We start from the raw sequence: 11868 nt of genomic DNA on the forward strand, positions 1-11868 counted from the left end.
TTCTAATCCAGATATTGGACATTTGTACTAATAATAACCTTTTTAGTTGCATAAAAATTAAAAAAAACATACAACAAAATGTTTAAATTCGGCCCGACTTTTGAATTTAGGATATATCATCCTTCCATTTATTTTGAATACAGCATTTTTTCGTTGTTACTATAACAAAAAAAATCCTGCCGCTTACCGCAGCAGGATTGTCAATGCTTCTTTTACCCTATAAAAATTGGTGGGCTTGGTTTATGGAAATTTACTTCTTCGCCCTTTGCGCCTTCACTTCCGGTTCGGTAACCGCACTTGCCTTGTTGCCAAAACTGTTGCGCACATAAGTCAACACGTCGGCAATTTGCTGGTCAGTCAAAAAATCGTGCGACGGCATCACGTTCTGGTACATGTTGCCGTCTATTTCCTGGTGGCTCAGGCCTTTTAAAAGGATGTTGATCAGCCGGGTTTTATCGCCCAAAACATAACTGGTTTTGATTAATGGCGGGTTCATGTTTTGCACACCGTAACCGTCCGGCTGATGGCAGGACACACAACTTTGCGAATAAACTGCTTGTCCGTTTGTCATCGAAGCTTTTGAAGTCGGCGAAACCACCATCCTGTTTTTGCTGGCAACAGGTTTATGTGCCGGTGCTTTTTTTACCTGTGCAAAAATGGTCTGGGCAGAGAACAGCACCAACAAGGTTAATAAAACAGGCCTCATAATTTTTTATACGTGATTTTATAAAGCGTTCCTTTTGAATCGTCAGTTACGTAAAGCGAACCGTCTGGCCCTTGTGCCAAACCGCATGGGCGGTGTTCGGCACGGCCGGAAGCTGTTTTTTCCGGCGATCCGGAAAACCCATCGGCAAATACTTCCCACTGTCCGGTTGGCTTGCCGTTTTTAAACGGTTGAAAAACCACATAATAACCGGCTTGCGGCTCGGGCGCACGGTTCCAGGAACCATGAAAAGCGATGAAAGCGCCGTTTTTATATTTCTCCGGGAATTGGTTTCCCGTGTAAAACAACAAACCTACCGGCGCCAAATGTGCCGGATAAGCAGCAGCAGGTTCTAAATATTCGGTGGTAGATTTTTTGCCATCGCCGCCGTATTCCGGTGCCACCATTTCTTTGTGCTGAAACGGATCGTAATAGATATACGGCCAGCCTGCGTTGGCACCTTTTTTCAAAGCATACATACATTCGGCAGGTAAATCGGCACTTTGTTTAACCGTGTACAAATCCGGGAAAATATCGTGCAACTGGTCGCGCCCGTGCTGCATTACGTAAAGCTGGTTGTCCTTTTTGTTCCAGTCCAAACCCACCACATTGCGCAAACCGGTGGCGTAACGGGTGCCATCGCCCAATTGCTGGTTTGGTTTATCGGTTTTAAACATCCAGATGCCTCCGGCAGAATCCAACAACGGACAACCTTTGATGCCCATCGAACCGCGCTGACGGTCTTTTTCCTGGCAGGAATTCAAATAAGCGCCAATATTTACGTAGATGTTGTTGTTGTCGTCCACCACAATAGATTTTGTTTCATGCTGAAAACGGCTGATCAAACCAGTAACGATTTTTTCGGGCGCATTTGGGTTAATGACTTCGTTCTGTGCGTTCAACTTGTAACGGAAAATTTCCTCGTTGGAAGAATCGTACAAATAACCGTTCTTCATGTAAATCCCGGTTCCGCCATAATTGCCAAAACCAGATTTCACAACCGCTTTGCCGCCGCTTTCGTGCAAAACCAGGGTTCCTTTTCCGTTTACCGGTTTGGCTAAACGGATGTAAATATCATGTTGCGGCGTAACCACCAAATGCCTTGCGCTGCCCAAATTGCTGGCCAAAATGGTGGCCGAAAAACCTTCCGGCGTTTTTAGACCTGCATTTTTAACGGCTGTTTGCGCGTTGGAAGTTTGGGCAAAAGTGCTTAACGCGATACAAACCGGCAACGCAACTTTAACGGCAATTGCCTTGAAATTACTTAAAAAGTGTGTTTTTAAATTTAGCATATCGGGTAATAATTTTAAGTTAAAAGTAGTAATTTAAGTTTCAGTTTGCCTAAATAAGCACAAATTAACTTTAATGTTTTTATTTTCTGCCGAATAAGAACAGTAAGATTTTTATTACGGGTTTTAAAGTTTTTGACAATGAAAAACCATTTATTACCCAATAACCATCTCCACAAAAAAACCTGTCTCATAAAATTTTAGCCAATGCTTCTTTTACCGGCAATTTTTTAAGTCCGCGTTTACTTTTTCCACCTCGTACAAACCTTGTTGGTTTCCAAACGAATTGGTTACATAAGTAATCACTTCGGCAATTTCAATTGGTGCCATTTGCGTTTGCGCGGACATTTGCGCATTGTACGTTTTTCCGTTTACGCTGATCGTTCCTTTCAAACCATTTTGGATGATACAGGCCAACTGGTTTTTGTTCTTTTTGAGATAACTTGCTGCTTTCAACGGCGGAAAAAGTTCGCCCAAGCCTTCGCCGTTTTCGGCATGGCAGTTTTTGCATTGCGCTTGGTAAATATTCCTTCCCTGGATAAAATAACGCTTGTATTCAATCTCGGCCTCGCTTTGGCAGGAAAGTAGAAATGTGGCAAGGATAAAGGTGAAAGGTAAAAGGAGAACCAGAACGCGCTTCATGTTTTCCGGTTTGCGTCTTCGTCCATCAGCAGTTTCACATCCACAATCAACTGGTCAACCTGCTTTTTATCAGTGCCGTCGTACGCGCCCCTAACGCGGCCTTTCTTATCCACCAAAACCAGCCAGCCTTGGTGCACATAACCGCCCGGCGCCCGTTTGTCTTCGGATACCGAAACCAAATAATTCTTTTCGGCCAATTGGTAAACCTCTTCCTTTTTTCCCAGCAAAAAATACCACTGATCGGCTTTTGCGCCCAGCTTTTCTGCATAATTTTTTAAAACTGGGATCGTATCGTGCCGCGGGTCAATCGTAAAAGAAACCAATTTAAAATCCGGTTTTCCCTGGTACGCTTTAAAAACCGAAAGCATGTTGCGCTGCATCGTCGGGCAAATGGACGGGCAAGACGTAAAAAAGAAATCGGCCACATAAGTTTTTCCCCGCAAATCGTTTTCGCCGATGGTTTGCCGGTTCTGGTCAACAAAACTAAACGGCGGAATGGTGGCATAAACCGTATCTGTAATTTGTTTTCCGTCAATCGTTTTGGTGATAGGTTGCCGCTCACCGTAAATCGGCAGTTTTTTGCCGTTGTTTTTATGGGTACAGGCAGTAAAAGCCAGCAAAGCCAGCACCGGCCAGATTAATTTCTTCATTTCTTTTTATATTTTAACAAGTATTGGTTGGACGATTGGATAACGGATTTGTAAGCTGTATTGATTTGGCCAACAGTCTTTTTTTGCTGCGCCAGGTAATTCATCACTTCCTGGTGCGATTTCCCCCGAAAATCCGGGTTGTAGTTGTGCATCCAGTCGCTCATGGCATCGTCCGTTTTCAAAATCCGGCTGCTTAAACTGCGCATGGTTTTGTTTTCTGCGGAAGTATCCAAGGCCGGGAATGCTCTTTTTACACTATCTTTTTTCAGCAGCAGCGTATCCAGTTTCATTTTGTTTTGCATCGCCGTTTCACCGTCGGCCATCACTTTTTCGTGCATTTCCATCACTTCGGCCTCCAGCTTTTTCTCGTCGTTTTTGGTGTCTTTGCACGCGGTAAAAACCAGCAGCGAAGCGGCAATTATTATTCTATATTTCATCTTTATTGTTTCAAGTTTTGGTTCGGCAATTTACAACGCTTTGTAGTTTTTTAGGTGGAAGTTATTTTAACTTTTGTTATCAATTTTTTATCTATTCATAGTTTTATAGGACACACCCCTGACCCCTCTCGAGAGGGGAACCTGCAAACGACGCCTTTCTAAACATTAGAAAGGTAGCAAGCTATACTTCCCCTCTCGAGAGGGGCAAGGGGTGTGTCCTTTATTTTTATGCCATAAAAGAAGCATCTCAATCTTTTTCCACCAGTTCCATTCCACATTTCCGGCAAACGCCCGGCTTGTTTTCCACCACTTCCGGGTGCATCGGGCAAGTGTATCTGATACTGTTTTTACCGGCAGAAATGGTGTCTTTTGGATTTTGTGCAGCCTGTAAACCGCTTTGGTTACAAGCCGAAAGCGCGATCAAAACGCCTGCAAAAAGAATTATTTTTTTCATGAAAAGAATGTTTTAAACAGATTTATTACCGATAAAAGAAGCAACGCCAAACAGCGAAACCACCAAAACGCCAAGTGCTGCCAACATGCTTACCACATCGCGCAGGTTTTTTCCGGCCCAGGTCATGCCAAAATATTTATGCAGAAAAATGAACGATAAACCTTCTGCCCGGTCAATCCCGGCAACGGTGGTCGAAAGTTTGGATGTTGTGGTTTCGATATACCAGTTTTCCCGGTCCGGGTAACTCACTTTTTCCACCGGCAAACGCTTGTTGATAAAACCGTACTCGTTATCAAACTGCTTGATCAAAGTAATGGTTTTGAGTTGAGGATTGGCCTTTTGCCCAACCGAATCCCGGTAAAAATTGCTGATAAAAACAGCATATTGCTGATCGCCGTTGGGCAGTTCTTTTCCGTTTTGCGCATCAAAGTACAAAACCTGTTTCTGCTTGTTTAAAACCTGATAATACGCGCGGTTTTGAAACTTTACCAGTGCCACTTTTTTAATCGCAGAATCGGCCAAAGGCAGTTTTAAGTTGGATAAAAGCAGTTCGTTGCGATGGATCAATTGCGCGTATTGCACTTTTTCGGACTTTAAATTATGCAGTTTAACCAGCAAATGGAAAGCACCGCTGGCAACAAAAGTAAACATCACGAAAGAAACAACCAGCCCTATTTGCCGGTGAAAACGGTGCAGTAAACGCTTGTCTTCCTGCCCTTCCGCCTTTCGTTTTTGTTGGATGGTTTTGAATTTCTTCCAAAACAAACCATAAACCGTCAGTCCGCTCAACAACGATAGAAACATAATGCCGACAATCACCAGCAGAGTTACCGTCCGAAACTTTTCGCCGCCCAAAGTTGCCAGAAACTGCCAGGTATGAAACTGCTCGAACAACCACAAAAAGCCTTTCCTTGTGTTGTTGTTGAAAGTTCCCATGCGGCTTTGGCCGGTTTCCACGTAAATATCCATGCCGTCGGGTCGGTCAAAACTGATTTTCCACAAGGGCAGCAAATGGTTTATGGGTTGATAGTAATCGTCAAAAGTGGTTTGCAGCGATGCTTCTTTTACCGGTGTTTTTTTGTCGTTGGTAAAATATCGGGCGAGATAAATGGCGTAAAGTTGATCGCCATTTGGAAGCGGAATACTGTTTTTAGCACTATAATATTGGTAAATACTGTCGCGGTTCAAAATCTGGTAAAACGTTCCGCGATCAAAATTAACCAAACCAAAATTTCTAATTTCGGTCAAATGGTTTCTGTCTAAAACTTCCTGCAAAGAAAGCTGCGGCTGCATTTCGGCCTGCGTTTTCGGATGGAAAATTTCCTGCGGGATGAAAGGCCGAAACCAGTTGGACATCAACGGGTGCGATAAGCCGCTGACCGTCCAAAATATCACCGGAACCAACGCCATCAAACCCAAAACCCGGTGCCATTTATAAAAGTTGCTTTTAACAATCCGCTTGGTTTTGCTATTTTTTTCCGGCGGAGCCAAAGTGGTGGATGCTGTTTTTATCATACAAAAATCAGTGTTTGGAGAAGTTATAACTGATGCCCAAATTGTAAATGCGCGGCGAACCGGTGTTGTACGTATCGCCGTAAGAATTGCCGGTTACCGTGGTTGCGTAAAGTTTGTTGCTAAGGTTCAGGACGTTAAGCCAGATGCCCGCGCCTTGCAGCAAATCCTTTTTAAAATCGTAGCCCAAACGCAAATTGTACAAATTGTAGCCGCCGTAGGTTTTGGTGTTGGCCGGATTGGTAAAATACGAATTGATGTGCTGCCACTCGCCCGCTATCCTGAAACCTTGCAAGTACATCGGTTTGTAGGTGATCTCGGAATTGGCAATCCAGGTCGGCGCGTTGTTCATCCGGTTGCCGTCGTAACTGATCGAATAACTTTTTCCGGTGGAATAATTGGTGGCTACTTCGCTGTAATCCAGATACGTGTGCTGCGCATTGGTGCCGCTAAAACGGAACGATACTTCTTTTACCGGCAAAAAATTGATGCTGTACTCGATGCCGCGGTGGCGCGTGGCACCGGCGTTTTGGTTTTGCGTGGTGTTATCGGGCAAAAGCTGACTGATGATTTCGTTGCGGCCTTCCAAATCGTACAAACTCAGCTCGAAATACATTTTTTTGTTGAAAGCCGAAAGCCATCCGCCAACTTCATAATTGTTAAACGTGGCTTGTTTCAGCAGAACCAACTGCCGCGAACTGTACAAATTGCTGGTTTCCGGTGGCTGGAAACCAACGCTGTAATTGGCGTAAAATCCTTTGTTGTTGCCCAAATCATATGTTAAACCCAGCTTCGGCGCCACAATGTTGAAGTTGTTGGTTTCCTGCTGTTTGTATTTGGTATTGCTTGGCGGCAAACCGTTTTCAAAATTGTAATGCACGTTATCATAACGCAAACCGGCAACAACGCGCAAGGCTTCAACCGGCTTCAATTCGTACTGCACATAAGCGGCGGTATTGAACAGTTTGATCTGGTAATCATCCAAATATCGCCCCGTATTTACAAAATCGGTGTAGTAATTCCGCTCCACATCTTTGGTAATGTTGAGGTATTGCGCGTAGTAAGAACTCGGACTGTCATCCAAATAAGCGCCCAAAATCAACCGTGAATGCAAAAAATCAAAGTCTGCCCGGTGCTGCGCCAAAAAGCCGTAACTGCGAAATTTCTGGTCGTTCACCTGCCCGTTCGAGCTTACGTATTGCCCCGCCGCATTCCGCACATCGCCAATGTAATAACTGGGCAGTTGCGCAGTCGAATTATCCCTGAAAAAAGCAGTGATAAAAGAAGCATTGTGTTCGTTCCAAACATGATCCAAACGCGCGCTGCTGCGAAACGCTTCCACTTTCCGGTACGTAAAACGCTGGTTGGAGCCGTAACTTCGGTTGTAAAAATGCGCGCTGTCTAAACTTCCGGGCGTTTGCGTGTTGAGGTAATTGTAAGAAGCAGAGGCAGTTAAACGCGTGGCGGCATTAAAATCGTAAGTAGATTTTAGGTTGAAGGAATATTTGTCAAAATCCGAATAATCCTGCCAGCCATTTTTTTGGTGCGCCACGTAGCCGCCGGCATACAAACCAAACTTTCCGGCGGTAAAACCAGCATTGGCATCCACGCGGCGGTAATGGTACTGGTCGCCCTGCAAACTCACATTGCCGGCATAGCCCGAAGGCGGGTTTTGGGTGATAAAATTAACCGCGCCGCCAATCGAATTGCTACCGTAAAGCGACGAAGCCGGCCCTTTGATCACCTCGATATCGCGCACGCTGCCCATGTTAATTTCGTACAAAGAATTATGGTTGAAAATGCCGGTCGGGCGGATCGGCAAACCATCTTCCATATACAAATACAGCGCGTTGTAAGTAATGGGCTGGCGGATGGCCATCGTGTGCTGCTCGTTGCCCAGATCAACCATGTAAACACCGGCGACTTTGTTCAGTAACTGGTACAAAGCGGTTGCTTTGGTATCCTGGATTTGGGTTGAAGTGATCTTGCTGATGGCAATCGGTGCATCTTGCCGCGACTGCTTTTCCCTGCTGGCAGAAACAATAACGGGCTGCAAATCTAAGGTTGCCGGTTGCAAATTGATGTTTAAGGTTGAAGCAGAAACCGCAACAATTTGAGCGGTAAAACCTGTCATCGAAAACCGAATTTTAACCGTTCCTTCCGGCAAATTCAAATGGTATTTACCTTGCGCATTGGTTTGGCCGAGGTCTTTAAAAATAGTCAAATCTGCGCCAGCCGAACTTATAACAACATTGGATAAAGGTTCATGGGTGATGGCATCGGTAACCGTTCCTTGCAATAAATTTTGCGCGTTTGCAAGCGAAGGAACAATGAAAAAGAGTAGGTAAAAGAAGTATGGCTTCATAGAAACAGGCAGGAAGTTTTCCGCTTCCCGAAAAAAATAAAATGGATAAATGAGTTAAAGGGAGGCTGAATTGTGGAAATCACACAAAATAATTCAATTCAAAATCTTGGAAAGAACATAAAAAAACAGCCTTAAAAACAGCATTTATCCTGCCTGCGGAGGGCGAAAAATGGCACTGAAATTTGACGTTTTAAAATTGGCACGATAAGGTGTTGCAATAATTTGCAGCAATTGCGCGTGGAATTTGATTTCGGAATAAACCACCAAATAACTTTCCTGGAACAAGCTTTTCTGGGTTTGGCGCTCGTCGCTTTTCTCTTTCTCTTCGGCCTGTTTGATCTTTTTCATCAGATAACAATGGCCATTGCAATGCAGCCAGGGTTTGCTGCGGTTTTCGCACAGGTTATTGGCGATGTATTTTTGGTTCAAGCTGAAACCTGCATAAACGAAAAGCCGGCCAAAATTAGCCGAAACCACCGCCAAAAGCAGGAAAAGGGAAACCGCGCGCCGAAGCATCATTGCCGCAAAGGTAAATTCCGTAACTTAAACATTCAAGTGTTACGTATAAATATATTTCGCCCGATGTTAATTCGATAAAATTTATACTTTTAAAAAATGATCACCAAGTTATCCATCGTCATTCCCGCCTATAATGAAGCAGCTACTATCCATCTCATTTTAAATAAATTAAAGCAGGTTGAGCTGGTTAACCGGATTGAAAAAGAAGTGATCATTGTAAACGATTGCTCTACCGATGGCACCGAAAATGCCATTTTAACTTATAAATCCAACAATCCGGATTTGCCGATCAGTTATTTTAAACACGAAATTAACCAGGGAAAAGGCGCGGCTTTGCATACCGGAATTGACAAAGCAACCGGCGAATATTTGATTGTGCAGGATGCCGATTTGGAATACGACCCGAATGAATACAATGATTTGCTTAAACCTGTAATCAGTGGTTTTGCCGATGTGGTTTATGGCTCCAGGTTTATGGGCAGCAACCCGCACCGTATCTTGTTTTTCTGGCATACCATCGGCAATAAATTGTTGACAAACTATTCAAACATGTGTACCAATTTAAACTTGACCGATATGGAAACTTGTTACAAGTTGTTTAAAACCCATGTGATCCAAAACATCCAATTAAAAGAAAAACGTTTTGGTTTTGAACCCGAAGTTACGGCGAAAATTGCACGTGTTCCAAAAATAAGGATTTACGAAGTTGGGATTTCATATTACGGACGAACATATGAAGAAGGAAAAAAAATTGGCTGGAAAGATGGTTTCCGTGCCTTGTATTCGATCACAAAATACGGACTTTTGAAATTGTAATTGGATATGAAAAAATTGTTACATTGGTATTTGGGGTTGAATGTTTATTTACAATTAGCGCCGTTTTTATTATTGTATCTGGCAATTTGTTTTGCATTTGCCCCACACAATTTTGTGGACGATGAAGAACGATATATACGCTTTGCCCGGAATATCTTACATGGCTTTTATTCGCCGCCGCTTCCCAATATTGATTTATGGAACGGGCCGGGTTATCCGTTAGTTGTTGCGCCTTTTTTATTATTGAAACTTCCGTTGATGGCCATTCGGATATTGAATGCTTTGATGATGTACGTTTCATTGGTACTTGTTTATAAAACCATCAAACTTTATGCTTTTCAAAAAACAGCCTTAATTTGTGCTATTTTATTAGGTTTGTATTTCCCGGTTTATGAAAAGATCCCATTGATTTTAACCGAATGTTTAACCTGGTTTTTAATCAGCTTGATTGGTTATTTATTTTTCAAAATTGGAAAAGAAAAGAAACTTTCCCCAAAAAATATTTGGCTTTGTGCCATTGCAATTACATTTCTCGTGATGACAAAAGTTGTGTTTGGCTATGTCATTATTGCGATGTTGTTCATTTCTTTGATACTGTTTTTACCCCCTAAATTTCGGTCATCGGCAAAAAAGTTTACGTATATATTTGCCTTGTCGTTTTTACTTTGTGTGCCTTATCTTGGATATACTTACAGCGTTACGCATAAACCTTTTTATTGGACAAATAGCGGCGGCTGGTCGCTGTACAACATGAGTGCGCCGTATGCAAATGATTGGGGCGATTGGAAAGATAACCCGCAAATGTTGCAAAACCCAAACTATAAAGTTTTTGTAGACAGCCTTTTAAAATTGCATCCGATGGACAGGGATGCGGCTTACAAAGCAAAAGCTATTGAAAACATCAAACATTATCCAAAAAAATATTTGTTGAATTGTGTGGCCAATTTAGGCCGCATGTTTTTCTCCTACCCTTTTACAGATATGGAGCAAGATGTTAAAACTTATTTCACCATTATCCCAAATATGTTTGTACTTGTTTTTATGGTGATAACACTTGGATTGGGCATTTTTTATTATAAAAAGCTACCGCAAGAATTAATCATCCTGCTTTTGTTCATTTTAATTTACCTGGCGGGAAGTACGTTGGTAAGTGCTTTCAGAAGGATGTTTTACATCACGATGCCTTTTTGGACGGTTTTCATTGCTTATGTTTTAACCAACATTGTTTCCATTAAAATTAAAAAGGATTAACATATTCAAAATTTATAAATTTAGTTTTTTTATTGCTGATGCTTCTTTTACCATACTAAAATTAGTGTCATTGATTTTTTTAAGATTGTAAACCCTAAACTTTATTATAATCCAATCAGGAAAATATGTTTTTTATCCTTTCAAAACTATTGATCTTCTTTATTTTCCCGATCATGTGGATTATAGTTTTGCTCCTGTTTGCCTGTTTTGCAAAACATAAAAGGCATCGTCGTGTGGCTATCATTGCAAGCATTTTTCTGTTGCTTTTTTTCTCCGATCCGTTTCTTTTAAACCAATTTGCCAAATATTGGGACATCCAAACCATAACATTAAAAAAACACAATTACAGTTGTGCTTTAATTTTGGGCGGTTACATTAATGAAGATAATAGCGGTCATGGTTTTTTAAATGCTGCTTCCGATCGTTTTATCCAGGGCATCAAATTAAAAGAAAACGGAACGGTTGGCCATTTACTTTTCACCGGCGGCAGTGCAAATTTGGTGCCGGATAAGTTCAATTTTACAGAAGGTAATTGGATTAGAAGTGAAATGCGAAACTATAACATTGCAGACAGTGCTTTATTGTTTGAAAAAAAATCGCGCAACACAATCGAAAACATTCAATTTTCAAAACAAATTTTAGAAGCCAAACATTTGCCGCCGCCTTATTTATTAATAACATCAGGGTTTCACATGCGTCGCGCTTTGTTGATTTGTAAGAAAGCAAACTTAGACGTCGTGCCTTATCCTTGCAATTTTTTTGCCGGAAAAGGCATTTTTACTTTTGCTGATTTTATTCCATCTGCACAAACTTTATCAGATTGGAATATCTATATCAAAGAGTTGATTGGATATGTTGTTACCTTTGTCAAAAGCTAAGCAACAATATTTGTATTGATAAAAAAACCTATGCTTTTTAACTCTTATCCGTTTCTGCTTTTTTTTATCATTGTTACAAGTTTGTATTATTTTTTGCCTTATTCAAAAAGATGGCTGTTGCTTTTATTAAGCAGTTGTTATTTTTACATGGCATTTGTCCCAATCTATATTTTGGTTTTAGGTTTTACCATTATTGTTGATTACTTTGCTGGAATTTGGATTGAAAACGCACAAGGCAAACGCCGAAAGTTATTTTTAATATTGAGTTTGATTACCAATATTGGAATATTGATTTTTTTTAAATACTTCAATTTTATCAACCACAATTTAAGTTTTTTATTAGAGGGATTCG

12 protein-coding genes and 1 pseudogene are annotated in these 11868 nt (G+C 41.7%); 4 read left to right on the forward strand and 9 right to left on the reverse strand.

The features are described from left to right. Nucleotides 1–250: 250 nt before the first annotated feature. The 9 genes from V5804_RS10140 to V5804_RS10180 form a co-directional block, all read right to left on the reverse strand. Nucleotides 251–706, reverse strand: a complete 456-nt coding sequence (locus V5804_RS10140; RefSeq protein WP_369591270.1) for a cytochrome c — start codon at nucleotides 704–706, stop codon at nucleotides 251–253. Further along, nucleotides 703–1995 carry a sorbosone dehydrogenase family protein gene (locus V5804_RS10145; protein ID WP_369591271.1) on the reverse strand — a complete coding sequence of 431 codons (1293 nt, stop codon included), beginning with the start codon at nucleotides 1993–1995 and terminating at the stop codon, nucleotides 703–705. The genes V5804_RS10140 and V5804_RS10145 overlap by 4 nt, the downstream gene beginning before the upstream one ends. A gap of 213 nt (nucleotides 1996–2208) precedes the next feature. Next, nucleotides 2209–2634 carry a cytochrome c gene (locus tag V5804_RS10150; protein WP_369591272.1) on the reverse strand — a complete coding sequence of 142 codons (426 nt, stop codon included), beginning with the start codon at nucleotides 2632–2634 and terminating at the stop codon, nucleotides 2209–2211. After that, nucleotides 2631–3284 (reverse strand): SCO family protein, encoded by a 654-nt coding sequence (locus tag V5804_RS10155; RefSeq protein ID WP_369591273.1) that lies wholly within the window; start codon nucleotides 3282–3284, stop codon nucleotides 2631–2633. Before V5804_RS10155 ends, V5804_RS10150 begins: the two co-directional genes overlap by 4 nt. Continuing rightward, nucleotides 3281–3721 (reverse strand): hypothetical protein, encoded by a 441-nt coding sequence (locus V5804_RS10160; RefSeq protein WP_369591274.1) that lies wholly within the window; start codon nucleotides 3719–3721, stop codon nucleotides 3281–3283. The genes V5804_RS10155 and V5804_RS10160 overlap by 4 nt, the downstream gene beginning before the upstream one ends. 247 nt (nucleotides 3722–3968) lie before the next feature. Next, entirely contained in the window at nucleotides 3969–4175 is a 207-nt protein-coding gene (locus V5804_RS10165; protein WP_369591275.1) for a heavy metal-binding domain-containing protein, read from the reverse strand. A 12-nt stretch (nucleotides 4176–4187) separates the two neighbouring features. After that, nucleotides 4188–5690: a hypothetical protein gene (locus V5804_RS10170; RefSeq protein WP_369591276.1), complete on the reverse strand. Its 1503-nt coding sequence runs from the start codon at nucleotides 5688–5690 to the stop codon at nucleotides 4188–4190. A 7-nt stretch (nucleotides 5691–5697) separates the two neighbouring features. After that, nucleotides 5698–8052 (reverse strand): TonB-dependent receptor, encoded by a 2355-nt coding sequence (locus tag V5804_RS10175; RefSeq protein WP_369591277.1) that lies wholly within the window; start codon nucleotides 8050–8052, stop codon nucleotides 5698–5700. Nucleotides 8053–8196: 144 nt separating this feature from the next. Next, a complete protein-coding gene (locus V5804_RS10180; protein WP_369591278.1) occupies nucleotides 8197–8571 on the reverse strand; it encodes a hypothetical protein in 375 nt (124 codons plus the stop codon). A 96-nt stretch (nucleotides 8572–8667) separates the two neighbouring features. On the opposite strand from V5804_RS10180, the gene V5804_RS10185 reads away from it, so the two are divergent. The 4 genes and pseudogenes from V5804_RS10185 to V5804_RS10200 all read left to right on the forward strand — a co-directional run. Further along, nucleotides 8668–9387, forward strand: coding sequence for a glycosyltransferase family 2 protein (locus tag V5804_RS10185; protein WP_369591279.1), 720 nt, complete (start codon nucleotides 8668–8670; stop codon nucleotides 9385–9387). A gap of 6 nt (nucleotides 9388–9393) precedes the next feature. Next, nucleotides 9394–10638 (forward strand): ArnT family glycosyltransferase, encoded by a 1245-nt coding sequence (locus tag V5804_RS10190; protein ID WP_369591280.1) that lies wholly within the window; start codon nucleotides 9394–9396, stop codon nucleotides 10636–10638. 125 nt (nucleotides 10639–10763) lie between these two features. Then, nucleotides 10764–11516: a YdcF family protein gene (locus V5804_RS10195; RefSeq protein WP_369591281.1), complete on the forward strand. Its 753-nt coding sequence runs from the start codon at nucleotides 10764–10766 to the stop codon at nucleotides 11514–11516. A gap of 30 nt (nucleotides 11517–11546) precedes the next feature. Then, nucleotides 11547–11868, forward strand: a pseudogene (locus V5804_RS10200) (MBOAT family protein); the annotation flags it as partial.

The sequence above is a fragment of the Mucilaginibacter sp. genome (genome assembly GCF_041088075.1).
Lineage (GTDB): Bacteria > Bacteroidota > Bacteroidia > Sphingobacteriales > Sphingobacteriaceae > Mucilaginibacter_A.

What these genes read in the sequence shown, in the direction of transcription:
- V5804_RS10140 (WP_369591270.1), bottom strand. Translation starts at nt 706, where the DNA reads ATGAGGCCTGTTTTATTAACCTTGTTGGTGCTGTTCTCTGCCCAGACC.
- V5804_RS10145 (WP_369591271.1), bottom strand. Translation starts at nt 1,995, where the DNA reads ATGCTAAATTTAAAAACACACTTTTTAAGTAATTTCAAGGCAATTGCC.
- V5804_RS10150 (WP_369591272.1), bottom strand. Translation starts at nt 2,634, where the DNA reads ATGAAGCGCGTTCTGGTTCTCCTTTTACCTTTCACCTTTATCCTTGCC.
- V5804_RS10155 (WP_369591273.1), bottom strand. Translation starts at nt 3,284, where the DNA reads ATGAAGAAATTAATCTGGCCGGTGCTGGCTTTGCTGGCTTTTACTGCC.
- V5804_RS10160 (WP_369591274.1), bottom strand. Translation starts at nt 3,721, where the DNA reads ATGAAATATAGAATAATAATTGCCGCTTCGCTGCTGGTTTTTACCGCG.
- V5804_RS10165 (WP_369591275.1), bottom strand. Translation starts at nt 4,175, where the DNA reads ATGAAAAAAATAATTCTTTTTGCAGGCGTTTTGATCGCGCTTTCGGCT.
- V5804_RS10170 (WP_369591276.1), bottom strand. Translation starts at nt 5,690, where the DNA reads ATGATAAAAACAGCATCCACCACTTTGGCTCCGCCGGAAAAAAATAGC.
- V5804_RS10175 (WP_369591277.1), bottom strand. Translation starts at nt 8,052, where the DNA reads ATGAAGCCATACTTCTTTTACCTACTCTTTTTCATTGTTCCTTCGCTT.
- V5804_RS10180 (WP_369591278.1), bottom strand. Translation starts at nt 8,571, where the DNA reads ATGATGCTTCGGCGCGCGGTTTCCCTTTTCCTGCTTTTGGCGGTGGTT.
- V5804_RS10185 (WP_369591279.1), top strand. Translation starts at nt 8,668, where the DNA reads ATGATCACCAAGTTATCCATCGTCATTCCCGCCTATAATGAAGCAGCT.
- V5804_RS10190 (WP_369591280.1), top strand. Translation starts at nt 9,394, where the DNA reads ATGAAAAAATTGTTACATTGGTATTTGGGGTTGAATGTTTATTTACAA.
- V5804_RS10195 (WP_369591281.1), top strand. Translation starts at nt 10,764, where the DNA reads ATGTTTTTTATCCTTTCAAAACTATTGATCTTCTTTATTTTCCCGATC.